Below are 22,983 nucleotides of genomic sequence, written 5' to 3'. Positions count from 1 at the left end.
CCGTTCACGTGTCCTGGCCGGCCCTTGATGAGGGTCGGCCTTGACGTCGCTTGCGACCAGACATTAGAATGCGCAGCCTTTAATAGTGGGGCGGGTGCGCCCCTATGCGTTACATGACGCAGAAGCAAGGCAACCATTGGAGTCAGCTACAGACTATGGCAACGATCAACCAGCTCGTGCGCAAGCCGCGCAAGCGCCCGGTCGCCAAGAGCGACGTGCCGGCGCTGCAGGCCTGTCCGCAGCGTCGCGGGGTTTGTACCCGCGTCTACACCACTACCCCGAAGAAGCCGAACTCCGCACTACGTAAGGTGTGCCGTGTTCGCCTGACCAACGGGTACGAAGTCACATCCTATATCGGCGGTGAAGGCCACAACCTGCAGGAACACTCCGTGGTCCTGATTCGTGGCGGCCGTGTCAAGGACTTGCCTGGTGTGCGTTATCACACTGTGCGTGGCGCCTTGGACACCTCCGGTGTACAAAATCGTAAGCAGGGCCGTTCCAAGTACGGTACCAAGCGTCCCAAGGCCTAATGCCGGACGCCGTTTACTCCTACGTAACAATGGTCAGATAAGAGTAAGGTCGAGCGTCACTTGCGTGGCGAGTGAGAGTCTCGGGTTTACCTGAAGGACCCTTCAACCGAGGGCTTATCATGCCTAGAAGAAGAGTTGCTGCTAAGCGCGAGATCCTTCCGGATCCTAAGTTCGGAAGTGAGCGCCTGGCTAAGTTCATGAACCACCTGATGATCAGCGGCAAGAAGTCTGTAGCCGAGCGCATCGTTTACGGTGCACTCGACCGGGTTGCCGAACGTGGAAAAGACGAGCCGCTGGACATCTTTGACAAGGCGCTGGAAGCCATCCAGCCGATGGTCGAGGTCAAGTCCCGCCGTGTCGGTGGTGCGACCTACCAGGTGCCCGTGGAAGTACGTCCGTCGCGTCGTCAGGCGCTGGCCATGCGCTGGCTGGTCGATGCTGCCCGTAACCGTGGTGAAAAAACCATGGTACAGCGTCTCGCCGGCGAGATGCTGGACGCCTCCGAAGGCAAGGGCGCTGCTGTGAAGAAGCGTGAAGACGTGCATCGCATGGCAGAAGCCAACAAGGCCTTCTCACACTACCGCTTCTAACCAACGGGGAATTCCATCGTGGCACGCAAGACTCCGCTTAAGCGTTACCGCAATATCGGTATCGTTGCTCACGTCGACGCCGGGAAGACCACCACTACCGAGCGTGTCCTGTTCTATACCGGCCTGTCTCACAAGGTTGGCGAGGTCCATGAAGGCGCAGCCACCATGGACTGGATGGAGCAGGAGCAAGAGCGTGGTATCACTATCACCTCTGCGGCAACCACCTGCTTCTGGCAGGGCATGAGCAAGCAGTTCGACGAGCATCGTATCAACATTATCGATACACCAGGGCACGTCGACTTCACCATCGAAGTCGAGCGTTCGCTGCGTGTCCTCGATGGTGCCGTGGTCGTTCTGTGTGGTTCTTCCGGTGTGCAGCCGCAAACGGAAACTGTTTGGCGCCAGGCCAATAAGTATGAAGTTCCGCGCATGGTCTTCGTCAACAAGATGGACCGTGCCGGTGCAGACTTCTTCATGGTTGTCGAACAGCTCAAGGAGCGCCTGGGCGCCAATGCCGTGCCGATCCAGATCAACTGGGGTGCGGAAGAGGACTTCAAGGGCGTCATTGACCTGATCGAGATGAAGGCCATCCTTTGGGATGAAGATAATTTCGGTATGAATTACGAGCTCGTCGATATTCCGGCTGAGCTGCAAGAGACTGCCGAAAAATATCGCGAAGAGATGGTCGAAGCTGCTGCCGAGGCGTCCGAAGAGCTCATGGATAAGTACCTCGAAGGGGGTGAGCTCACCAAAGAAGACATCAAGGCCGGCCTGCGTCGCCGTACACTCGACAATGAAATCGTTCTGATCACCTGTGGTTCCGCGTTCAAGAACAAGGGCGTGCAGGCAGTGTTGGACGGTGTTATCGAGTACATGCCGTCTCCCACCGAAGTCAAGGCCATCGAAGGTGAGCTGGACGACAAGGAAGGTACCATTGCGACGCGTGAGGCCGACGATAGTGCGCCTTTCGCTGCTCTGGCCTTCAAGATCGCCACTGACCCGTTCGTTGGTACCCTGACCTTTATCCGGGTTTACTCTGGTGTGCTGAAGTCTGGTGACAGCGTTTACAACTCTGTCAAGCAGAAGAAAGAGCGTGTCGGTCGTATCGTTCAGATGCATGCCAACTCCCGTGAAGAGATCAAAGAAGTCCTGGCGGGTGACATTGCGGCCTGTATCGGCCTGAAGGATGTCACCACGGGCGATACGCTTTGCGACATCAACGAGAAAATCGTTCTGGAGCGCATGGAGTTTCCGGATCCGGTTATCTCCGTGGCGGTAGAGCCGAAGTCCAAGGCTGACCAGGAGAAGATGGGCGTCGCACTGGGCAAGCTGGCTCAGGAAGACCCGTCATTCCGCGTCAAGACAGACGAGGAAACCGGGCAGACTATCATCTCCGGTATGGGTGAGCTGCACCTCGATATCATCGTCGACCGTATGCGTCGCGAGTTTAAGGTCGAGGCCAACATCGGCAAGCCGCAGGTTGCCTATCGCGAGACCATTCGTCACTCGGTCGAGCAGGAAGGCAAGTTCGTACGTCAGTCGGGCGGTCGCGGTCAGTACGGTCACGTACACCTGCGTATCGAGCCGTTGACGGCCGAAGATAAGGGCGAGGACGAGGAGATGCACTTCAAGTTCGCGTCCGAGATCGTCGGTGGCGTGGTTCCCAAGGAATACGTGCCGGCCGTCGAGAAAGGGGCCTATGAGCAGCTGCAGAACGGTGTCATCGCGGGTTACCCGATGATTGACGTCAAGGTTACGCTGTTCGACGGTTCCTACCACGACGTGGACTCTAACGAGACCGCGTTCAAGATCGCCTCTTCCATGGCGATCAAGGAAGGTGCTCGCAAGGCCAAGGCAGTCCTGCTTGAGCCGGTGATGAAGGTGGAAGTCGTGACCCCCGAGGAGTTTATGGGTGATGTCATGGGTGACCTGAACCGCCGTCGTGGCCTTGTGCAGGGTATGGATGACTCATCTTCTGGCAAGATCATCCGTGCCACGGTTCCGTTGGCTGAGATGTTCGGTTATGCGACCGATCTGCGTTCTCAGACCCAGGGCCGCGCAAGCTACACTATGGAGTTTGCGAATTACGAAGAGGCGCCGTCCAGCGTCGTCGAAGCCGTCATCAACCAGAACGGTTAACCGTTAGCTAACGTAAAGAGGTTATAGCAGTGGCTAAGGAAAAATTTGAGCGTTCCAAACCGCACGTCAACGTCGGTACCATCGGTCACGTCGACCACGGCAAGACCACGCTGACTGCAGCTCTGACCCGTGTTTCCGCCGAAGTATTCGGTGGTGACTGGCGCGCCTTCGATACCATCGACAACGCTCCGGAAGAGCGTGAGCGTGGTATCACCATCGCGACTGCTCACGTCGAGTATCAGTCCGAGGCGCGCCACTATGCCCACGTCGACTGCCCGGGGCACGCTGACTACGTCAAGAACATGATCACCGGTGCTGCCCAGATGGACGGCGCTATTCTGGTCTGTTCTGCCGCTGACGGCCCCATGCCGCAGACTCGCGAGCACATCCTGCTGTCTCGCCAGGTTGGCGTTCCCTACATCGTCGTGTTCTTGAACAAGGCCGATATGGTCGACGATGAAGAGCTGCTCGAACTGGTCGAGATGGAAGTTCGTGAACTCCTCAGCGAGTACGACTTCCCGGGCGACGACACTCCGATCATCATCGGTTCTGCGCTGATGGCTCTGGAAGGCAAGGACGACAATGGCATGGGTACTACCGCCGTTGCCAACCTGATCAAGGCTCTCGACGAGTACATCCCTGAGCCGGAGCGTGCTATCGACCAGCCGTTCCTGATGCCGATCGAAGATGTCTTCTCCATTTCCGGTCGTGGTACCGTTGTAACCGGTCGTGTCGAGCGCGGTATCGTTCGCACAGGCGACGAAGTCGAGATCGTCGGTCTCAAGGACACCACCAAGACTACCGTTACCGGTGTCGAGATGTTCCGCAAGCTGCTTGACGAAGGTCGTGCTGGCGAGAACATCGGTGCTCTGCTGCGTGGTACCAAGCGTGATGACGTCGAGCGTGGTCAGGTCCTGGCCAAGCCGGGCTCCATTACCCCGCACACCGTCTTCGAATCCGAAGTCTATATCCTGTCCAAAGAAGAAGGTGGTCGTCATACTCCGTTCTTCAAGGGCTATCGTCCGCAGTTCTACTTCCGTACCACTGACGTAACTGGTACCTGTGAGCTGCCGGAAGGCGTCGAGATGGTTATGCCGGGCGACAACGTCCAGATGACTGTCACGCTGATTGCACCGATCGCCATGGAAGACGGCCTGCGCTTCGCTATTCGCGAAGGTGGTCGTACCGTTGGCGCCGGTGTTGTCGCCAAGATCATCCAGTAAGTCCTGGGCTTCAGATGATCGAAGGGGGCTCCGCAAGGAGCCCCCTTTCTGCGCATGTTTGACTCTGCAAGTCTGCATGCCTATAATGCGCATCCTTTAAATGCGTGGGTAGGCGGCGAAAGGCCGTCGACATCCATTGGAGTTTAGGGCTAATGCAGAACCAGAAGATTCGCATTCGGTTGAAAGCCTTCGACCACCGCCTGATTGATCAGTCCGCCCAAGAAATCGTGGATACCGCGAAGCGGACTGGGGCTCAGGTACGTGGACCGATTCCGCTGCCGACCAATCGTGAGCGTTATACAGTGCTGATTTCACCGCACGTCAACAAGGACGCGCGTGACCAGTACGAAATTCGCACTCACAAGCGTGTGCTCGATATCGTCGAGCCGACGGAAAAGACCGTCGATGCGCTGATGAAACTCGACCTCGCCGCTGGCGTGGACGTACAGATCAAGCTCGATTAACTCACACTAGACACTTGCGGCAGGCTGCCTAGAGGTAGCATGGTCGCCACGCCGAGACGGCGTCACACAATGTGCTAGTGGAATGCTCTGGAAAGGGCAGCCATAGCGGGTGATAGCCCCGTACACTATAGGAGACTGAACATGACTATCGGTTTGGTCGGTAAGAAGAGCGGTATGACCCGTATCTTCACCGAAGATGGCGCATCCGTGCCCGTAACCGTTATCGAGGTTGAGCCTAATCGCGTGACTCGCGTAAAGAACGTCGAAACTGACGGTTATAGCGCGATTCAGGTAACAGCCGGCTCCCGCAAGTCCAAGCACCTGAGCAAGGCGGCTGCAGGCCAGTACGCCAAGGCAGGTGTTGAGGCTGGCCGTTCACTGATGGAGTTTCGTCTGTCTGAAGGCGAAGAAGCTCCGGAAGTGGGTGGCGAACTCACCGTATCCCTCTTTGAAGCTGGTCAGAAGATTGATGTGACCGGCACCTCCAAGGGTAAAGGTTATCAAGGCGCTGTTAAGCGCTGGAATTTCCGTACCCAGGACATGACCCACGGCAACTCTCTGTCCCACCGTGCGCCTGGTTCTATTGGCCAGTGTCAGACTCCCGGCCGCGTATTCAAGGGCAAGAAGATGGCAGGTCAGCTCGGCAACGAGCGTGTGACCGTGCAGAGCCTGGAAGTCGTGCGCGTCGATGCTGAACGTAATCTGCTGCTCGTCAAGGGCGCTGTTCCTGGTGCGCCGGGCAGCGACGTGATCGTTCGCAGTGCCGTGAAAGCTCGCTGAGGGGTAATTACCAATGAATCTGAATCTTGCAGGTGCTGGCGGTACCGTCGAAGTCGCCGACGCAACCTTTGGCAAAGAATTCAATGAAGCGCTGGTTCACCAGGTGGTCACTGCTTATCTGGCAGGTGGTCGTCAAGGGACTCGTGCTCAGAAGACCCGCTCTGAAGTCAGTGGTGGTGGTAAGAAGCCGTGGCGTCAGAAGGGTACTGGCCGTGCTCGTGCCGGTACCATCCGTTCGCCGCTTTGGCGCAGCGGTGGTGTGACCTTCGCAGCTCGTCCGCAAGACTATACCCAGAAGGTCAACCGCAAGATGTATCGTGCGGCAATGCGTTCGATCCTCTCGGAGCTGGTTCGCCAGGAACGCCTGGTAGCCGTCGACGAGTTCGCTGTCGATGCACCTAAGACCAAACAGTTGGTTGCCAAGCTCAAGGAGCTCGGTCTGGAGAAGGTGCTGATCGTCACTGAGGAAGTTGACGAGAAGCTTTACCTGGCTGCACGCAATATTCCCAACGTAGATGTTGTGGATGTCGCCGCTGCCGATCCGGTGAGTCTGGTTGCCTTTGATAAGGTACTGGTCACCGTCTCCGCTCTGCGCAAATTCGAGGAGAAGTTGGCATGAACCAGGAACGCGTATTCAAGGTTCTGCTCGGCCCGCACATGACCGAGAAGGCCGCATTCGCCGCCGAAAACAACCAGTACGTGTTCAAGGTGGCCCAGGACGCAACCAAGCCCGAGATCAAGAAGGCCGTCGAGGCACTCTTCGGCAAAAAGGTTGATCGGGTTCAGGTCCTGAACATGAAGGGCAAGACCAAGCGCACCGTGCATGGCACGGGTCTGCGCAAGGGCTACCGCAAGGCCTACGTTACGCTGGCAGCGGGTGAGACCCTCGAAGACTTCTCTGGCGCCGAATAAGGGCAGGAGTACGGATCATGGCAGTAGTTAAGACCAAACCAACATCCGCCGGTCGTCGCCACGTCGTCAAGATCGTCGGCGAGGAGCTGTACAAGGGCCGCGCATACGCGCCGCTGCTTGAAAAACAGTCCAAGTCCGGTGGCCGTAACAACAACGGTCGCATCACCACACGTCACGTGGGCGGTGGGCACCGTCAGCACTATCGTCTGGTTGACTTCAAGCGCAACAAGGACGGCGTACCTGCTGTCGTAGAGCGTCTGGAATACGACCCGAACCGCAGCGCACATATCGCACTGCTGAAGTACCTGGATGGCGAGCGCCGCTACATCATCGCGCCCAAGGGCGTGAGTGCAGGCGATACTCTCGAGTCCGGTGTCAATGCAGCGATCAAGAAGGGCAACTGCCTGCCGCTGCGCAACATCCCGGTGGGCTCCACCGTACACTGCATCGAGCTCAAGCCCGGCAAGGGCGCGCAGATTGCTCGCAGTGCCGGTGCCAGCGCCCAGCTGGTCGCTCGCGAAGGTAACTATGCCACCCTGCGTCTACGCTCCGGCGAGATGCGCAAGGTGCTGGCAGAGTGCCGCGCCACCCTCGGCGAAGTGAGCAACTCTGAGCACAGCCTCCGTCAACTGGGCAAGGCCGGTGCCAAACGCTGGCGCGGTGTGCGCCCGACTGTTCGTGGTGTCGCGATGAACCCGGTGGATCACCCGCATGGTGGCGGTGAAGGCCGTACCAGTGGTGGTCGTCACCCGGTCACGCCCTGGGGCGTTCCGACCAAGGGCCACAAGACACGCAAGAACAAGCGCACCGATAAGCTGATCGTTCGTCGCCGCAAGGCCAAGTAACAGACATTAAGAGGTAACGGCTGTGCCACGTTCACTGAAGAAAGGTCCTTTTATTGACCTTCATCTGCTGAGGAAGGTTGAGACTGCAGTGGAGAAGAACGACCGCAAACCGATCAAGACCTGGTCGCGTCGTTCCATGATCCTGCCCAACATGGTCGGGCTCACCATTGCGGTCCATAACGGTCGCCAACATGTCCCGGTGCATGTCTCCGAGGAAATGGTTGGCCACAAGCTGGGCGAATTCGCTGCTACCCGCACCTACCGCGGCCATGCGGCGGACAAGAAAGCCAAACGGTAAGCCAGAGAGGATTGAGAGATGGAAGTCACAGCTAAGCTGCGTGGCGCTCGTTTATCCGCCCAGAAGGCCCGTTTGGTGGCTGACCAGGTGCGCGGTAAACCGGTCGCCGAGGCGCTCGACCTGCTGGCCTTCTCACCGAAGAAGGCTGCCAAGCTGGTCAAAAAAGTGCTTCAGTCCGCCATTGCTAACGCGGAAGAAAATAACGGCATGGACATTGACGAGCTGCGTGTCTCGACCATCTGCGTCGATGAGGGCATGACGCTCAAGCGCATCCAGCCGCGCGCCAAGGGCCGTGCGGATCGCATTTTGAAGCGCACTTGCCACATCACCGTCAAGGTAGCCGAGAAGTAGGAGTCGACCAGATGGGTCAAAAAGTAAATCCGACAGGCATTCGTCTCGGTATCGTCAAGGACCATACCTCGGTCTGGTATGCCGAGCGCGGTGCTTATGCCGACAAGCTGAATAACGATCTCGAAGTGCGTCGCTTCCTGGAGCAGCGTCTCAAGAACGCCTCCGTGAGCCGCATCACTATCGAGCGCCCCGCTAACAATGCGCGCATCACTATCCATACGGCTCGTCCGGGGATCGTGATCGGCAAGAAGGGTGAGGACGTCGATCGTCTGCGCCGCGAAGTTACCGAGATGATGGGCGTGCCTGTTCACGTCAACATCGAAGAAGTTCGCAAGCCGGAACTCGATGCAGCGCTCGTCGCTCAGAACATCGCAGGTCAGCTGGAACGCCGCGTGATGTTCCGTCGCGCCATGAAGCGTGCCGTCCAGAACGCTATGCGTTTGGGGGCGGGCGGTATCAAGGTGCAGTTGTCCGGTCGTCTCGGTGGTGCTGAAATCGCACGTACTGAGTGGTATCGCGAAGGTCGTGTGCCGCTGCACACCCTGCGCGCGGACATCGACTACGCGACCTATGAAGCGCACACCACCTACGGCGTCATCGGCGTCAAGGTGTGGGTCTTCAAGGGTGAAATCCTCGGGGGCATCGAAGAGGTGCGTGCTAAGCAGAAGCAGCCGCAAGGCCAGCCCGCGCCCAAGAAGAAAGGTTCCAAGTAAGGGGAGATGTAGTCGATGTTGCAACCCAAGCGTACTAAATTCCGCAAGATGCAGAAGGGCCGCAACCGTGGCCTGGCGCATCGCGGAAGCAAGGTGAGCTTCGGCGAGTACGGTCTCAAGGCCACGGGTCGCGGTCGTATCACCGCCCGCCAGATTGAAGCCGGCCGTCGTGCCATTACTCGTCACGTCAAGCGTGGCGGCAAGATCTGGATCCGTGTCTTCCCGGACAAGCCGATTACCAACAAGCCGTTGGAAGTCCGTATGGGTAAGGGTAAGGGCTCCGTCGAGTACTGGGTCGCCCAGATTCAGCCGGGCAAGGTGCTTTACGAAATCGAGGGCGTTTCTGAGGAGCTTGCGCGCGAAGCCTTCTCCTTGGCGGCGCAGAAGATGCCCGTATCCACCACCTTTGTGAAACGGACGGTGATGTGATGAAAGCCCAGGAAATCCGTGAAAAGTCAGTCGAAGCGCTGCAGGAGCAGCTTTTCGAGCTCCTCCGCGAGCAGTTCAACCTGCGCATGCAGAAGGCCACCGGCCAACTGAGCCAGACTCATCTGCTCAAGCAGGTACGCCGGGATATCGCCCGCGTGAAGACTGTGCTCAACGAGAAGGCAGGTGACTGAGATGGCCGAAGAGAAGAAAGCCCGTACGCTCACCGGCAAGGTGGTGAGCGACAAGATGGACAAGTCCATCGTGGTAATGATCGAGCGCCGCGAGCGTCATCCGATCTATGGCAAGTACGTGAAGCGCTCCACCAAGCTGCACGCCCATGACGAGGCGAACCAGGCGAAGCAGGGCGATACGGTGTCCATCGCGGAATGCCGCCCGCTGTCGAAGAAAAAGGCCTGGACGCTGGTCGAGGTGGTCGAACAGTCCAAGGGCTGAGTTCGAGACACGCCTCAAGAGCCAGTGCAGCCAGATTAGGTTTGGAGAAAACCGATGATTCAGACACAGACAATGCTGGATGTCGCCGACAACAGCGGCGCGCGCCGGGTGCAGTGCATCAAGGTGCTCGGCGGTTCACATCGCCGCTACGCTCGCGTAGGTGACATCATTAAGGTAACAGTGAAGGAAGCCATTCCGCGTGGCAAGGTCAAGAAAGGCCAGGTCATGAAAGCGGTCGTGGTGCGCACGCGCAGCGGTATCCGTCGTCCCGACGGCTCGCTGATTCGCTTCGATGGAAATGCGGCGGTTTTGTTGAACAACACCAACGAACAGCCGGTCGGTACCCGTATCTTCGGGCCGGTCACTCGTGAGCTTCGTACCGAGAAGTTCATGAAGATCATTTCCTTGGCGCCTGAAGTGCTGTAAGGAGCGAGGCGGATATGCAAAAGATCAAACGTGACGATGAAGTGATCGTCATTGCCGGCAAGGACAAGGGCAAGCGTGGCACGATTAAGCGAGTCCTCCAGGACGGTCGCTATGTCGTGTCAGGTGTGAACATGATCAAGCGTCACACTAAGCCCAACCCCATGCTGGGCAACCAGGGGGGTATCGTCGAGCGCGAGGCTCCGATTCACGCGTCCAACGTGGCCATCTTCAATTCGGAGACCGGCAAAGCGGATCGCGTCGGCTTCCAGATTTCGGAAGACGGTACCAAGGTACGTATCTACAAGTCGACGCAGAAGCAGATCGACGCCTAACGCGAGTCGGATAGCAAAATGGCGAACTTGAAAGAACGTTATCAAAACGAGGTGGTGGCTCAACTCCAAGAGCAGTTCAGCTACGCCAACGTGATGCAGGTACCCCGGATCACTAAGGTGACCCTGAACATGGGTATCGGCGAAGCGACCAGCGACAAGAAGCTGATCGACAATGCCATCGGCGACCTGGAGAAGCTTTCCGGTCAGAAGCCGATGGTGACCAAGGCGCGCAAGTCCATCGCTGGCTTCAAGGTCCGCGAAGGATGGCCGATCGGCATCAAGGTGACCCTGCGCAGCGAGCGCATGTGGGACTTCCTGGATCGCCTGGTCAACATCGCGATTCCCCGTGTACGCGACTTCCGCGGTCTGAACCCGAAGTCGTTCGACGGGCGTGGCAACTATTCAATGGGTGTGCGTGAGCAGATCATCTTCCCCGAGCTCGAGTATGATAAGATCGATCGGATTCGTGGATTGGATGTCACCATCACCACTACTGCCAACAGCGATGAAGAAGGCCGTGCGCTGCTGAGCGCGCTGAACTTCCCGTTCAAGAAATAAGGGTGGGATCATGGCAAAGAAAAGCATGATAGAGCGTGAGCTCAAGCGCGCGAAGCTGGTCGACAAATATGCCGCCAAGCGTGCCGAGCTCAAAGCCACTATCAATAGCGTTGAAACTTCTGATGAAGAGCGCTTCGACGCCCAGCTTAAGCTGCAGTCGTTGCCGCGCGACTCCAGTCCGGTTCGTCGGCGCAACCGCTGCCGCATTACCGGCCGTCCGCACGGCTTCTACAACAAGTTCGGGCTAGCCCGTAATAAGCTGCGTGAAGCCGCCATGCGTGGCGACGTTCCCGGACTCAAGAAGTCCAGCTGGTAACGCCACGTCGAGAATCAGGAGCGCAACGTAATGAGCATGCAAGACACTCTGGCGGATATGTTTACCCGTATCCGCAATGCGCAGATGGCCACCAAGGAGACGGTTTCCATGCCGTCTTCCAAGCTCAAGGTAGAAGTGGCCCGCGTACTTAAGGAAGAGGGCTACATCAGCGACTATTCCGTCGCCGAAGGTGCCAAGCCCGAACTGTCCGTAACCCTCAAATATTTTGAGGGTAAGCCGGTCATCGAGCACATCCAGCGTATGTCTAAGCCTTCCCTGCGTCAGTACAAGGGCAAGGATGCGCTGCCGAAAGTCGCCGATGGTCTGGGTGTCGCGATCGTTTCCACCTCCAAGGGCGTGATGACCGATCGTGCGGCGCGTCATGCTGGGGTCGGTGGTGAAGTCCTCTGCACCGTATTCTAGGAGTTTGGAATGTCCCGCGTAGCCAAATATCCGGTTAAATTGCCGAACGGCGTCGAGGCCAAGCTCGACGGCGATCAGCTCACCGTCAAGGGTGGTCAAGGCTCGCTGAGCATGACCGTTCACCCTGACGTGGTGATCGGCCAGGAAGAAGGTCAGCTGACCTTCAACCCGAGTGAATCCGCCAAGAGCTGGGCAATGGTCGGTACCTCACGTGCACTGGTCCAGAACATGGTGACCGGTGTCTCCGAGGGCTTTACTAAGTCTCTCGAGATTAATGGCGTCGGCTATCGTGCCCAGGCAAGTGGCAAGACGCTCAACCTGACACTCGGCTTCTCGCACCCGGTCGAATATACGCTGCCTGAAGGTGTCACGGCGGAAACGCCCAAGAACACCGTTATCGTGCTCAAGAGCTCGAACAAGCAGCAGCTCGGCCAGGTCGCGGCAGAAATTCGCGCCTTCCGTCCGCCCGAGCCCTATAAGGGCAAGGGTATCCGGTACGGCGACGAACAGGTCCGCCGCAAAGAAGCCAAGAAGAAGTAAGGCAGGGTTATGAACGCGAAGAAAGAATCTCGTCTCCGTCGTGCCCGCCGTGCTCGCGCCAAGATCCGCGAGCTGGGCGTGTATCGCCTGTGCGTCAACCGTACCCCGCGTCACATCTACGCGCAGATCATCTCTCCGGATGGTGGCAAGGTGCTCGCCAGCGCTTCCACGCTGGACAAGAGCCTGCGTGAAGGTGGTACCGGTAACGCCGACGCCGCCGCCAAGGTGGGTGCGCTGATTGCTGAGCGCGCCAAGGAAGCAGGCATCACTCAGGTAGCCTTCGATCGTGCCGGGTTCAAGTACCATGGCCGAGTCAAGGCCCTGGCCGACGCCGCTCGTGAAGGCGGCCTGGAATTCTAAAGGGTTTTACGATGGCGAAGAACGAACAGAACGGCGGAGATCTGCAAGAGAAACTGGTGCAGGTCAACCGTGTCGCCAAGGTGGTCAAGGGTGGCCGTATTTTCGGCTTCACCGCTCTGACCGTCGTTGGTGACGGTAATGGTCGTGTTGGCTTCGGTCGTGGCAAGGCGCGCGAAGTGCCGGTTGCGATCCAGAAAGCCATGGACCAGGCGCGTCGCAACATGGTCAAGGTCAGCCTCAAGGGCAGCACGCTGCAGTATCCGGTTAAGGCCCGTCACGGTGCCTCCAAGGTTTACATGCAGCCTGCCTCCGAAGGTACCGGGATCATTGCCGGTGGCGCCATGCGCTCCGTACTCGAACTGGCTGGCGTCCATGACGTTCTGGCCAAGTGCTACGGTTCTACCAACCCGGTGAACGTGGTGCGTGCGACCATCAATGGTCTCTCGTCCATGCAGTCTCCGGATGACATCGCCGCCAAGCGCGGCCTGTCCGTCGAAGAGCTCGCGGGGTAAGGCACCATGGCAGCAAAGATCAAGGTCACTCAGACCCGTAGTACCATCGGCGTCCTGGAAAAGCACAAGGCCACTATGAAAGGTCTTGGCCTGCGCCGTATCGGTCATACGGTCGAACTGGAAGACACCCCTGCCGTGCGCGGTATGGTGAACAAGGTCAACTACCTTGTGCGTGTTGAGGGAGAGTAATCCATGAAACTCAATAGCCTGAGCCCGGCACCGGGCTCCAAACACGCTGAGAAGCGTGTCGGTCGCGGCATTGGTTCTGGCCTGGGCAAGACCGGCGGTCGCGGTCACAAGGGCCAGAAATCCCGCGCCGGCGGCGGCGTTAAGCCAGGCTTCGAGGGTGGTCAGATGCCGCTGCAGCGTCGTCTGCCCAAGTTCGGCTTCACTTCCATGAAGTCGCTGGTGTCCGAAGAAGTACGCCTGGCCGAGCTGGCCAAGGTGGAAGGCGATGTTGCCGATTTGGACACGCTCAAGCAGGCCAACGTGCTCAAGGATGCCACGCAGTACGCGAAGGTAATCCTCTCCGGCGAACTGAACAAGGCGGTCACCGTTCGTGGTCTCAAGGTCACCAAAGGTGCCCGTGCCGCGATTGAAGCTGCTGGCGGCAAGGTAGAGGAATAATGGCTAAGTCAGGAAACATGCCGGCCATGGGAAGCGGGCTGAGTGAACTCTGGGCGCGCTTGCGCTTCGTGTTCCTTGCTATCGTCGTGTACCGTATTGGCGCACATATCCCCGTGCCTGGCATCAATCCTGACCAGCTCGCTGCCTTATTCAGGGAAAATCAGGGCACCATCCTGAGCCTGTTCAACATGTTCTCGGGTGGTGCGCTGGAGCGCATGAGTATCCTCGCCTTGGGCATCATGCCTTATATTTCCGCGTCGATTATCATGCAGCTCCTGACTGCGACCTCGCCTCAGCTCGAGCAGCTGAAGAAGGAAGGTGAGGCCGGCCGTCGCAAGATCAGCCAGTACACACGCTATGGCACGGTGGTGCTGGCACTGATTCAGGCGACAGGCATGGCAGTTGGTCTGGTCGGGCAAGGCGTGACCTATACCAGCGATTTCAGCTTCTACTTCACGGCGATCGTGTCTTTCGTCGCCGGTGCGGTGTTCCTGATGTGGCTGGGTGAGCAGATCACCGAAAAAGGGATCGGCAACGGCATTTCCCTGATCATTTTTGCGGGTATCGTTGCAGGGTTGCCCAGTGCGATCGGACAATCTTTCGAGCTGGCCCGTAACGATGGTGCATGGAATATATTGCCGCTGCTGGCACTGACAGTACTGGCGATCGCCACTGTAGCGTTCGTGGTGTTTATCGAACGCGGCCAACGCCGCATCACGGTGAACTATCCGCGTCGTCAGGTGGGCAACAAGATGTATGCTGGGCAAAGCAGCTACCTGCCGCTCAAGGTTAATATGGCCGGTGTCATTCCGGCGATTTTCGCCTCGAGCATCCTGCTGTTTCCAGCGTCGATTGGCCAATGGGTCGGATCGGCTGACGGCTTTCAATGGTTGCAAGCGGCCTCGCAGTCACTAGCACCTGGACAGCCGTTGTATATCTTGCTTTTCGCTGCGGCGGTGGTATTCTTCTGCTTCTTTTACACAGCGCTGGTCTTCAACCCCAAGGATGTGGCCGACAATCTCAAGAAGTCGGGCGCCTTCCTCCCGGGTATCCGTCCTGGTGAGCAGACTGCTCGCTATGTCGACAAGGTCATGACCCGTCTGACACTGTTCGGTGCCCTCTATATCACCGCGGTTTCCTTGATGCCTCAGTTCCTCGTTGTGGCTTGGCAGGTACCCTTCTACTTCGGAGGTACTTCCCTGCTCATCGTGGTCGTGGTCATCATGGATTTCATGGCTCAGGTGCAGTCGCATCTCATGTCGCACCAGTACGAGTCGGTGATGAAGAAGTCCAACCTGAAAGGCTACGGTAGCGGCGGCATCATGCGCTAAGGCGCAGCCGGCCGCGTAATGGAGAGAACGATGAAAGTTCGAGCTTCCGTCAAGAAAATGTGCCGTAACTGCAAGATTATTCGACGTAATGGCGCTGTACGCGTCATCTGCATCGAACCGCGGCACAAACAGCGTCAGGGCTAAGCCCTGACCTGAAGCGGGCGCCGGCATACCCCCTTGTCCCCATTGGGACAAAGGGGTATGCTATTGCGCCTTTTGTAGATGACCAATCGAGCAAGCCGCTCAAATTTCGGAGTAAGCTGATGGCCCGTATTGCAGGCGTCAATATCCCGGACAACAAGCATGCGGCGATCTCGCTGACCTATATCTTCGGGATTGGCCGTACTCGCGCGCAGGAAGTCTGTGCCGCAGCCGGCATTGCGCCGACCACCAAAATTCAGGACCTGTCCAGTGATGAGCTGGATACGCTGCGTACTGAAGTCGGCAAATATACCGTAGAAGGCGACCTTCGTCGTGATGTGACCTTGAACATCAAGCGTCTCATGGACTTGGGTTGCTACCGTGGTCTGCGCCATCGTCGTGGTCTTCCGCTGCGTGGTCAGCGTACCAAGACCAACGCGCGCACCCGTAAGGGACCGCGTAAGCCGATTCGTAAATAACACGCACGTTCTGGCGTTTAGACAGGAAGATACATCAACATGGCTAACCCGCGTAGTAACCGTAAAAAGGTGAAAAAGCAGGTGGTGGATGCGGTTGCCCACATCCATGCCTCTTTTAACAACACGATCGTGACGATCACAGACCGCCAGGGCAACGCTCTCTCATGGGCGACTGCCGGTGGTTCGGGTTTTCGTGGTTCTCGTAAGAGCACCCCGTTCGCTGCCCAAGTGGCAAGCGAGCGTGCAGCAACTGCTGCAGCCGAGTATGGTGTGAAAAACGTAGACGTGCTGGTCAAGGGCCCCGGTCCTGGCCGTGAGTCCGCCGTGCGTGCCTTGAATGCCGCCGGCTTCCGCGTGCAAAGCATCACCGACGCGACGCCCGTTCCCCACAACGGCTGCCGTCCGCCGAAGAAACGCCGCGTTTAAGGAGACAGACTCATGGCTCGTTATATTGGACCGAAGTGCAAACTGTCTCGTCGTGAGGGTACCGACCTCTTTTTGAAGAGCGGTGTTACTCCCTTCGAGAAAAAGTGCAAATCCGAACAGATTCCGGGTGTGCACGGCCAGCGTCGTCAGCGTCTTTCCGACTACGGCTTGCAGCTTCGTGAGAAGCAGAAAGTACGTCGTATGTATGGCGTACTCGAGAAGCAGTTCCGCAACTACTACAAGGAAGCAGCCCGCATGAAGGGCGCTACCGGCGAGTTGTTGCTACAGCTTCTCGAATCCCGACTGGACAATGTCGTCTATCGCATGGGGTTTGGCACCACTCGTGCAGAAGCACGTCAGTTGGTCAGCCACAAGGCGATTACCGTCAACGGGCGCTCCGTCAATGTGGCGTCTTACCAGGTCAAGCCTGGTGACGTCGTTGCGGTGCGTGAAAAGGCCAAGAACCAGGCGCGTATCCAACACGCCCTGCAACTGGCTGGCCAGCGTGGTGATGTCGCCTGGATCGATGTCGATTCCAAGAAGATGGAAGGCACTTTCAAGGCTGTCCCGGAACGCGGCGATTTGTCTGCCGACATCAACGAAAACCTGATTGTCGAGCTGTACTCGAAATAATCACGCCGCCGCGTGATGCCGGGCCCGATTCATGGGCCCGGCCAAGAGTACCGAGTATCCGTTTGGCAGCCTGAAAGGTGTACATATGCAGCGTTCAGTGACAGAGTTTCTCCGTCCTCGCGACATCAAGGTCGAAGAGATCAACGCGCACCACGCGAAGATCGTGCTCGAGCCGTTCGAGCGCGGCTTCGGTCACACCCTGGGGAATGCTCTGCGTCGCATCCTGTTGTCTTCCATGCCCGGCTGTGCGGTAGTGGAAGCGGAGATCGCCGGTGTCGATCACGAATACAGTGCGATCGAGGGCGTGCAGGAAGATGTTATCGAGATCCTCCTGAATCTCAAGGACGTGGCTATCAAGATGCATAGCCGCGACGAGGCCGTGCTGACGCTGAACAAGCAAGGCCCTAGTGTCGTGACCGCTGGCGATATCGCTACCGACCACGACGTGGAAATCGTTAATCCCGAGCACGTGATTGCCCACGTCAACGAAGGCGCCGAGCTGAAAATGCAGCTCAAGGTGGCCCGTGGCCGCGGCTACGAGCCTGCGGATACCCGTGCCGACGCGGAAGACGAAACCCGGGCCATCGGCCGCCTGCAGCTTGATGCGACCTTCAGCCCCGTACGTCGCGTTTCCTATGCCGTCGAAGCGGCGCGTGTCGAACAGCGCACCGACCTCGACAAGCTGGTCATCGACCTGGAGACAGACGGTACCCTGGATCCCGAAGAGGCTATTCGCCGCAGCGCCACCATCCTGCAAGAGCAGCTGGCAGCGTTCGTCGATCTTGAAGCCGACAAGGAACAGGAAATCGAGGAGGAAGAGGATCACATCGATCCCATCCTGCTGCGCCCCGTAGACGATCTCGAGTTGACCGTCCGCAGCGCCAACTGCCTTAAGGCCGAGAATATCTACTACATCGGTGATCTGATTCAGCGTACCGAAGTCGAGCTGTTGAAGACCCCGAATCTCGGCAAGAAGTCCCTGAACGAAATCAAGGACGTACTGGCAGCACGTGGTTTGTCCCTGGGCATGCGGCTTGAAAACTGGCCGCCCTCAAGCCTGAAGGACGACAAGGCCTCTGCGTGAGCGTCGACTCGAGTCCCAGTTTGGTAAGGAACTACAACCATGCGTCATCGTAAGAGTGGTCGTCATCTGAATCGTACCAGCTCGCACCGCCAAGCCATGTTCAAGAACATGTGCGTGTCGCTGGTCGAGCATGAAGTTATCAAGACTACCCTGCCCAAGGCCAAGGAGCTGCGTCGTCACATCGAGCCGCTGATTACCTTGTCCAAGCAGGACAGCGTCGCCAACCGTCGTCTCGCTTTCAGCCGCACCCGCTCCAAGGAAACGGTCGGCAAGCTCTTCAATGAGCTGGGCCCGCGCTACGCCAACCGTCCCGGTGGCTATGTACGTGTCCTGAAGTGTGGCTATCGTACTGGCGATAACGCTCCTATGGCATATGTCGAGTTGGTCGACCGTCCGGTCGCCGACGAGGCAGCCAGCGAGGATTAATCCTCGATCTGCCTGGTGTTCTCAGTGCAGTACCAAAGCCGGCCTTTAGGTCGGCTTTTTTTTGGCTGTTTTCAGCAATAAGACAGAGGCTGGAACTTAATGGTTGGTTTTGTGAAGACTTACCTGATGTTTCATTAAGTTACCATGAGGCGAAATTTTTCCAGTGTGCCGCCAAGTCTCGTAGTGCCAACGTTTGATAAGCTATTGGTTGCTTTACAGGACACGAGTGCTTAGCAGCAAGTACGGAGATCGAGGAATCATGACGGAGCTCGAGCAGGAAGAGGCACGGCTGGCCGGCACCGATGCCGAAGCGTATCTACGGTTAGCCAATGCGATGAGCGATGCCGGCATCACCTCGGTGACACCGGCCTATCTGCGTAAGCTGGCCGAGAAGCTGCGCCGGGAAAGCGAGCAGCAGGCAGACTGAACGGAGACCGACGAGCCCGCAGCGGGCTTGTTGGCGCGTATTCGAGGCCGCTATTATCGCATTCGAGCCGGCGTAGCTCAGCTGGTAGAGCAACGCACTCGTAATGCGTAGGTCGGTGGTTCGAGTCCACTCGCCGGCACCAGGTATCAATATTCCGCTGAAAGGATCGGTTGATCCGCCCAGCGGTTTTTTTGTTTTCATCTCTCAGTTGTTGATCAGCCCTCCAGCATTAGGCGTATTGGGCAATTGACACATGTATGTCATACCTGAACTATATATATGTTCTGGCATATATATGGGTAGGGTTCGTGCTGTGACTTACGCATTTCTTCGACATGCTTTGCTCTGTAAATGCGAAGAGATGCTTCAGTACTGGCACAGGTTGGGCTTCGTCGCAGATGCTGGGCTTTGCGGCAGATTGTACGCTTGCAGCGCAGTCAGATAAGACATACGACATTCTTCATCAGGTGATGCTTTGGCTTCGTTGGCTTCCACTCAGTTTTTCAAATGCCTCAGTGACGAGACCCGGTTGACTCTGATGCTGCTCGTATATGCTGAAGGTGAGCTCTGTGTTTGTGAGATGACACATGCCCTTGATCAGTCCCAGCCCAAGATATCCCGTCATCTCGCTCAGTTGCGTGCTTGTGGGCTTCTTGCGGACCGCCGGCAGGGGCAGTGGGTCTTCTATCGTTTAATGCCGGACTTGCCACGCTGGGCTCGGGAAGTGCTAGAGGCAACAGTACAGGGGGCTGAGTTGCAAATACGCAGTTCACGCCAACGACTTGCTTCCATGGGCAACCGTCCAGAACGCCAAATCACATGCTGCTGAGCGGCTGTGGCGCAATCTTTGAAATGCCAAGGAGTAATCATGTCGCTTCGAATCGGCATCAACGGCTTCGGCCGTATCGGCCGCCTCGCATTGCGTAGCCTCTGGTCGCATCGTAAATCGCATCCCATTGAAATCGCTAGGATCAATGACCCCGGTGGCAGCGCCGATATCTTCGCCCATCTGCTTGAGTTCGACTCGGTGCATGGCCACTGGGCTCCAGGTGCTGGCATCGTAGCAGGTGAGGATGCCATTACTGTCGATGGCATCGCGATTCCTTTCAGCAGCAATCGCGAAATAGCCGACAGCGATTGGTCGCAATGTGATCTCGTCATCGAAGCGTCAGGTGTCATGAAAACTACCAGCCGACTGCAGGCCTACCTCGATCAAGGCGTCGGTCGAGTCGTGGTGTCGGCGCCTATCAAGGATGCTGGCGTGCTTAATGTAGTCATGGGAGTCAATGACGATGAATATGATCCCGATGTTCATCGCATCGTTACTGCTGCAAGCTGTACGACGAATTGCCTGGCACCGGTGGTCAAGGTTATTCACGAGACTTTCGGGATTCGGCATGGCTCGATGACTACCGTGCATGATTTGACCAATACCCAGTCCATTCTCGATTCGCCACATAAGGATCTACGCCGCGCCCGGGCCAGCGGCATGAGCCTGATCCCGACTACCACGGGTTCGGCCAAGGCGATTACTGCAATCTTTCCCGAACTCGAGGGCAAGCTGAACGGCCACGCCATTCGAGTGCCCCTTGCCAATGCTTCGTTGACCGATATGGTCTTTGAGGTCGAGCGCGAGACTACGGTCGACGAGGTGAACGCCGCTCTTGAGAAGGCGGCGCAGGGCCCGCTGGCAGGCATCCTCGGTTTTGAGACGCGCCCGCTGGTGTCGATTGATTACCGTACCGACCCGCGAAGCGCCATCGTCGATGCATTGTCGACGCTGGTCGTAAACGGCTCTCATGTAAAGATCTATGCTTGGTACGACAATGAGTGGGGCTACACCAACCGGACTGTGGAACTGGCCCTTAAGGTCGGGCGCGGCTAACGAGGGCGGGGCATGTCACTATCCAGGCGGCTGCATGGCTTGCCGTTCGAGGTGCGTCAGTATCTGTTGGTGACTGGCAATTATTGGGCATTCACACTGACCGACGGTGCACTTCGCATGTTGGTGGTGCTGCATTTTCACCAGCTTGGCTATTCACCGCTGGAAGTGGCGATGCTGTTCCTGTTCTACGAGGCCTTTGGTGTGGTCACCAACTTCGTTGGTGGCTGGCTGGGCGCGCGTCAGGGACTCAACCGCACCATGAATGTAGGGCTGGGGCTGCAGCTCGTTGCCCTGGGCATGCTTCTGGTCCCTGCCGCGGCATTGTCGGTGCCTTGGGTGATGGCAGCCCAGGCATTGTCCGGTATCGCCAAGGACCTCAACAAGATGAGTGCTAAGAGTGCGGTCAAGGTGCTGGTGCCTAAAGACAGCAGCAACGCACAGGGCGCGCTGTATCGCTGGGTGGCCATCCTCACTGGCTCGAAGAATGCACTCAAGGGAGCCGGCTTCTTCGTCGGTGGCTTGTTGCTGACGCTGGTCGGCTTCCGTGGTGCCATGCTGGCAATGCTGATCATGCTGGGGATTGTGCTTGCCCTATCCTTGTGGCGGCTGCGTGCCGACTTGGGGCGCGCCAAGACCAAGCCCAAGTTTCGAGAGGTTTTTTCGACCTCTCGTGCCGTGAATATGTTGGCCGCAGCAAGGCTATGCCTGTTTGCCTCACGCGACGTATGGTTCGTGGTGGCACTACCGGTATTTCTCTACGACCAGTATGGGTGGGATCATTGGGCGGTCGGCACGATGCTGGCTGCCTGGGTGATCGGCTACGGTGGCGTGCAGACCCAGGCGCCACGAGTCACCCGTCTCGTGCACGGCAGTGTGCGTGGCATCACCGTTGGCTGGGCCCTAGCCCTGGCCGTGCTGCCGGCCATCCTGGCCCTAATGCCTCTGGGCGATGCGGCAACTTGGCTGGTGGCGGGATTGCTGGCCTTCGGCCTCGTCTTCGCCATCAACTCAAGTTGGCACAGCTATTTGATTGTGCGCTTTGCCCGGGCTGAGGGCGTGTCGATGGATGTCGGCTTTTATTACATGGCCAACGCCATGGGGCGGCTGCTGGGTACGGTATTGTCTGGTTGGTTATATCAATCGCAGGGCTTGGCGGCGTGCCTATGGGTGTCGGCGGCGCTGGTAGCGCTTAGCGCCTTGATGGCCTTGGCGTTGCCACGTGATAGCGCTGCAGCCATGTCGGTAAATTGATAGGCTGACAGCGGATTCCGTCCGGAGTTATTCAATGCCCACGCCCCTGATCTATCTTGCCGCTGCCCTCGCCGAGATTGCTGGCTGTTTCGCCTTCTGGGGGTGGTGGCGCCTGGATAGGTCAATCGGCTGGCTAGTTCCGGGGATGGCGAGCCTGGCCTTGTTCGCCTGGCTGTTGAGTCTAGTAGAGACGGACTATGCAGGGCGCGCTTATGCCGCCTATGGCGGCGTCTATATTGCGACCTCTTTGCTCTGGTTATGGTTGATCGAGAATCGTCAGCCCGACCGTTGGGATCTGCTCGGGGCAGGGGTATGTCTGGTCGGAGCTGGAATGATTCTTTTTGGGCCGAGGGGTAGCTGAAGACCGGTCAAGTCGAGCGCTGATTCACCCGTTTCGACACCTCTACAGGATTCTCCTTGCGCTCAGAGTACCGATCGGTCAGGTAATCGCTGCGGTCGCGCACCAGCAGCGTGAACTTGACCAGTTCTTCCATCACATCGACGATACGGTCATAGAAGGGAGACGGCTTCATGCGGTCGTTGTCGTCGAATTCCATGAAGGCCTTGGGGACGGATGATTGGTTGGGGATGGTCAGCATACGCATCCAGCGACCCAGTATCCGCAGTTGGCTGACTGCGTTGAACGATTGCGAGCCACCACAGACCTGCATGACGGCCAGTGTCTTTCCCTGGGTGGGGCGCACGCCGCCGAGGGACAGGGGGATCCAGTCGATTTGCGCCTTCATGATACCCGTCATGGCCCCATGACGTTCCGGTGAACACCACACCATGCCTTCCGACCATTCAGCGAGTTTTCGTAGCTCCGCCACCTTGGGATGTTCGGCGGGCTCGGCATCGGGTAGTGGCAAGCCGCGTGGATCGAAGATCCGCGTCTCGGCGCCCATGGTCTCCAGCAGGCGCGCGGCTTCTTCCACGACCAAGCGGCTGAATGAGCGCTGTCGCAGCGAGCCATAGAGCAGCAGAATCCGCGGCCGGTGCGTGGAAGGCTTGGCGTCGAACACGCGGTTAGCGCTGGGGATATCAAACAGGTCTGAGACGATATTGGGCAAATCGTTCAT

38 protein-coding genes and 1 tRNA gene are annotated in these 22,983 nt (G+C 57.9%); 38 read left to right on the top strand and 1 reads right to left on the bottom strand.

Annotated elements, in window-relative coordinates:
• Positions 1-155: 155 nt before the first annotated feature.
• From rpsL to F568_RS0119820, 38 genes are all read left to right on the top strand, one after another.
• Positions 156-530: a 30S ribosomal protein S12 gene (gene rpsL, locus F568_RS0119995; RefSeq protein ID WP_026300677.1), complete on the top strand. Its 375-nt coding sequence runs from the start codon at positions 156-158 to the stop codon at positions 528-530.
• 119 nt (positions 531-649) lie between these two features.
• Positions 650-1,120, top strand: coding sequence for a 30S ribosomal protein S7 (gene rpsG, locus F568_RS0119990; protein WP_019020546.1), 471 nt, complete (start codon positions 650-652; stop codon positions 1,118-1,120).
• Positions 1,121-1,138: 18 nt separating this feature from the next.
• Positions 1,139-3,259, top strand: a complete 2,121-nt coding sequence (gene fusA, locus F568_RS0119985) for an elongation factor G (RefSeq protein ID WP_019020545.1) — start codon at positions 1,139-1,141, stop codon at positions 3,257-3,259.
• 29 nt (positions 3,260-3,288) lie between these two features.
• On the top strand, positions 3,289-4,482 hold the full coding sequence (tuf, locus tag F568_RS0119980; RefSeq protein ID WP_019020544.1) for an elongation factor Tu: 1,194 nt from the start codon (positions 3,289-3,291) through the stop codon (positions 4,480-4,482).
• Positions 4,483-4,634: 152 nt separating this feature from the next.
• Entirely contained in the window at positions 4,635-4,946 is a 312-nt protein-coding gene (gene rpsJ, locus F568_RS0119975; protein ID WP_011505728.1) for a 30S ribosomal protein S10, read from the top strand.
• Between the two features lie 141 nt (positions 4,947-5,087).
• On the top strand, positions 5,088-5,726 hold the full coding sequence (gene rplC / locus F568_RS0119970) for a 50S ribosomal protein L3 (protein ID WP_019020543.1): 639 nt from the start codon (positions 5,088-5,090) through the stop codon (positions 5,724-5,726).
• A 13-nt stretch (positions 5,727-5,739) separates the two neighbouring features.
• Positions 5,740-6,345: a 50S ribosomal protein L4 gene (rplD, locus tag F568_RS0119965; RefSeq protein WP_019020542.1), complete on the top strand. Its 606-nt coding sequence runs from the start codon at positions 5,740-5,742 to the stop codon at positions 6,343-6,345.
• The gene (rplW, locus tag F568_RS0119960) at positions 6,342-6,638 is read left to right on the top strand and encodes a 50S ribosomal protein L23 (protein ID WP_019020541.1); all 297 of its coding nucleotides are present in this window, start codon (positions 6,342-6,344) and stop codon (positions 6,636-6,638) included. Before rplD ends, rplW begins: the two co-directional genes overlap by 4 nt.
• A 17-nt stretch (positions 6,639-6,655) precedes the next feature.
• Complete coding sequence (rplB, locus tag F568_RS0119955) at positions 6,656-7,483, top strand: 50S ribosomal protein L2 (protein ID WP_019020540.1); 828 nt, start codon at positions 6,656-6,658, stop codon at positions 7,481-7,483.
• 22 nt (positions 7,484-7,505) lie between these two features.
• Positions 7,506-7,781, top strand: coding sequence for a 30S ribosomal protein S19 (rpsS, locus tag F568_RS0119950; protein ID WP_019020539.1), 276 nt, complete (start codon positions 7,506-7,508; stop codon positions 7,779-7,781).
• A gap of 18 nt (positions 7,782-7,799) precedes the next feature.
• The gene (gene rplV / locus F568_RS0119945) at positions 7,800-8,132 is read left to right on the top strand and encodes a 50S ribosomal protein L22 (RefSeq protein WP_019020538.1); all 333 of its coding nucleotides are present in this window, start codon (positions 7,800-7,802) and stop codon (positions 8,130-8,132) included.
• Between the two features lie 11 nt (positions 8,133-8,143).
• The gene (gene rpsC / locus F568_RS0119940) at positions 8,144-8,845 is read left to right on the top strand and encodes a 30S ribosomal protein S3 (RefSeq protein ID WP_019020537.1); all 702 of its coding nucleotides are present in this window, start codon (positions 8,144-8,146) and stop codon (positions 8,843-8,845) included.
• Between the two features lie 15 nt (positions 8,846-8,860).
• Complete coding sequence (gene rplP, locus F568_RS0119935; RefSeq protein WP_019020536.1) at positions 8,861-9,274, top strand: 50S ribosomal protein L16; 414 nt, start codon at positions 8,861-8,863, stop codon at positions 9,272-9,274.
• Positions 9,274-9,465: a 50S ribosomal protein L29 gene (gene rpmC, locus F568_RS0119930; protein WP_019020535.1), complete on the top strand. Its 192-nt coding sequence runs from the start codon at positions 9,274-9,276 to the stop codon at positions 9,463-9,465. The genes rplP and rpmC overlap by 1 nt, the downstream gene beginning before the upstream one ends.
• A 1-nt stretch (position 9,466) precedes the next feature.
• Positions 9,467-9,727 carry a 30S ribosomal protein S17 gene (gene rpsQ / locus F568_RS0119925; protein WP_026300676.1) on the top strand — a complete coding sequence of 87 codons (261 nt, stop codon included), beginning with the start codon at positions 9,467-9,469 and terminating at the stop codon, positions 9,725-9,727.
• A 54-nt stretch (positions 9,728-9,781) separates the two neighbouring features.
• Positions 9,782-10,153 carry a 50S ribosomal protein L14 gene (gene rplN, locus F568_RS0119920; protein WP_019020533.1) on the top strand — a complete coding sequence of 124 codons (372 nt, stop codon included), beginning with the start codon at positions 9,782-9,784 and terminating at the stop codon, positions 10,151-10,153.
• A 14-nt stretch (positions 10,154-10,167) separates the two neighbouring features.
• Positions 10,168-10,485, top strand: coding sequence for a 50S ribosomal protein L24 (rplX, locus tag F568_RS0119915; RefSeq protein WP_019020532.1), 318 nt, complete (start codon positions 10,168-10,170; stop codon positions 10,483-10,485).
• Between the two features lie 18 nt (positions 10,486-10,503).
• Positions 10,504-11,043: a 50S ribosomal protein L5 gene (rplE, locus tag F568_RS0119910; RefSeq protein ID WP_019020531.1), complete on the top strand. Its 540-nt coding sequence runs from the start codon at positions 10,504-10,506 to the stop codon at positions 11,041-11,043.
• A 10-nt stretch (positions 11,044-11,053) separates the two neighbouring features.
• Entirely contained in the window at positions 11,054-11,359 is a 306-nt protein-coding gene (rpsN, locus tag F568_RS0119905; RefSeq protein WP_026300675.1) for a 30S ribosomal protein S14, read from the top strand.
• A 30-nt stretch (positions 11,360-11,389) separates the two neighbouring features.
• The gene (rpsH, locus tag F568_RS0119900) at positions 11,390-11,782 is read left to right on the top strand and encodes a 30S ribosomal protein S8 (RefSeq protein WP_019020529.1); all 393 of its coding nucleotides are present in this window, start codon (positions 11,390-11,392) and stop codon (positions 11,780-11,782) included.
• A gap of 9 nt (positions 11,783-11,791) precedes the next feature.
• Positions 11,792-12,322, top strand: coding sequence for a 50S ribosomal protein L6 (gene rplF / locus F568_RS0119895; RefSeq protein ID WP_019020528.1), 531 nt, complete (start codon positions 11,792-11,794; stop codon positions 12,320-12,322).
• 9 nt (positions 12,323-12,331) lie between these two features.
• Complete coding sequence (rplR, locus tag F568_RS0119890; RefSeq protein ID WP_019020527.1) at positions 12,332-12,682, top strand: 50S ribosomal protein L18; 351 nt, start codon at positions 12,332-12,334, stop codon at positions 12,680-12,682.
• A gap of 11 nt (positions 12,683-12,693) precedes the next feature.
• A complete protein-coding gene (rpsE, locus tag F568_RS0119885) occupies positions 12,694-13,194 on the top strand; it encodes a 30S ribosomal protein S5 (protein WP_019020526.1) in 501 nt (166 codons plus the stop codon).
• Positions 13,195-13,200: 6 nt separating this feature from the next.
• Complete coding sequence (rpmD, locus tag F568_RS0119880; protein ID WP_019020525.1) at positions 13,201-13,383, top strand: 50S ribosomal protein L30; 183 nt, start codon at positions 13,201-13,203, stop codon at positions 13,381-13,383.
• A 3-nt stretch (positions 13,384-13,386) separates the two neighbouring features.
• Positions 13,387-13,821 (top strand): 50S ribosomal protein L15, encoded by a 435-nt coding sequence (gene rplO / locus F568_RS0119875; RefSeq protein WP_019020524.1) that lies wholly within the window; start codon positions 13,387-13,389, stop codon positions 13,819-13,821.
• Positions 13,821-15,152, top strand: coding sequence for a preprotein translocase subunit SecY (secY, locus tag F568_RS0119870; RefSeq protein WP_026300674.1), 1,332 nt, complete (start codon positions 13,821-13,823; stop codon positions 15,150-15,152). Before rplO ends, secY begins: the two co-directional genes overlap by 1 nt.
• A gap of 30 nt (positions 15,153-15,182) precedes the next feature.
• The gene (gene rpmJ / locus F568_RS24595) at positions 15,183-15,296 is read left to right on the top strand and encodes a 50S ribosomal protein L36 (RefSeq protein ID WP_009099023.1); all 114 of its coding nucleotides are present in this window, start codon (positions 15,183-15,185) and stop codon (positions 15,294-15,296) included.
• 119 nt (positions 15,297-15,415) lie between these two features.
• The gene (rpsM, locus tag F568_RS0119865; RefSeq protein ID WP_019020522.1) at positions 15,416-15,772 is read left to right on the top strand and encodes a 30S ribosomal protein S13; all 357 of its coding nucleotides are present in this window, start codon (positions 15,416-15,418) and stop codon (positions 15,770-15,772) included.
• 39 nt (positions 15,773-15,811) lie between these two features.
• Positions 15,812-16,198, top strand: coding sequence for a 30S ribosomal protein S11 (rpsK, locus tag F568_RS0119860; RefSeq protein ID WP_011505752.1), 387 nt, complete (start codon positions 15,812-15,814; stop codon positions 16,196-16,198).
• Between the two features lie 12 nt (positions 16,199-16,210).
• On the top strand, positions 16,211-16,831 hold the full coding sequence (rpsD, locus tag F568_RS0119855; RefSeq protein WP_019020521.1) for a 30S ribosomal protein S4: 621 nt from the start codon (positions 16,211-16,213) through the stop codon (positions 16,829-16,831).
• 85 nt (positions 16,832-16,916) lie between these two features.
• Positions 16,917-17,915, top strand: a complete 999-nt coding sequence (locus tag F568_RS0119850) for a DNA-directed RNA polymerase subunit alpha (protein ID WP_026300673.1) — start codon at positions 16,917-16,919, stop codon at positions 17,913-17,915.
• A gap of 39 nt (positions 17,916-17,954) precedes the next feature.
• Entirely contained in the window at positions 17,955-18,341 is a 387-nt protein-coding gene (gene rplQ, locus F568_RS0119845; RefSeq protein ID WP_019020519.1) for a 50S ribosomal protein L17, read from the top strand.
• Positions 18,342-18,600: 259 nt separating this feature from the next.
• Complete coding sequence (locus F568_RS25065) at positions 18,601-18,768, top strand: hypothetical protein (protein WP_019020518.1); 168 nt, start codon at positions 18,601-18,603, stop codon at positions 18,766-18,768.
• A gap of 66 nt (positions 18,769-18,834) precedes the next feature.
• A tRNA-Thr gene (locus tag F568_RS0119835) sits at positions 18,835-18,910 on the top strand.
• Positions 18,911-19,306: 396 nt separating this feature from the next.
• On the top strand, positions 19,307-19,597 hold the full coding sequence (locus F568_RS24590) for a metalloregulator ArsR/SmtB family transcription factor (protein ID WP_371827866.1): 291 nt from the start codon (positions 19,307-19,309) through the stop codon (positions 19,595-19,597).
• Between the two features lie 39 nt (positions 19,598-19,636).
• Complete coding sequence (locus F568_RS0119830; protein ID WP_019020517.1) at positions 19,637-20,653, top strand: ArsJ-associated glyceraldehyde-3-phosphate dehydrogenase; 1,017 nt, start codon at positions 19,637-19,639, stop codon at positions 20,651-20,653.
• Between the two features lie 12 nt (positions 20,654-20,665).
• Positions 20,666-21,904 carry an organoarsenical effux MFS transporter ArsJ gene (arsJ, locus tag F568_RS0119825; RefSeq protein WP_019020516.1) on the top strand — a complete coding sequence of 413 codons (1,239 nt, stop codon included), beginning with the start codon at positions 20,666-20,668 and terminating at the stop codon, positions 21,902-21,904.
• Positions 21,905-21,938: 34 nt separating this feature from the next.
• Positions 21,939-22,265, top strand: a complete 327-nt coding sequence (locus tag F568_RS0119820; protein ID WP_019020515.1) for a YnfA family protein — start codon at positions 21,939-21,941, stop codon at positions 22,263-22,265.
• Between the two features lie 7 nt (positions 22,266-22,272).
• Here the strand turns inward: F568_RS0119820 and arsH are convergent, their stop codons facing one another.
• Complete coding sequence (gene arsH / locus F568_RS0119815) at positions 22,273-22,983, bottom strand: arsenical resistance protein ArsH (RefSeq protein ID WP_019020514.1); 711 nt, start codon at positions 22,981-22,983, stop codon at positions 22,273-22,275.

The organism is Modicisalibacter luteus DSM 23508, assembly GCF_000378505.1.
GTDB lineage: Bacteria > Pseudomonadota > Gammaproteobacteria > Pseudomonadales > Halomonadaceae > Modicisalibacter > Modicisalibacter luteus.
This window is presented reverse-complemented; position numbering and strand designations above follow the sequence as displayed.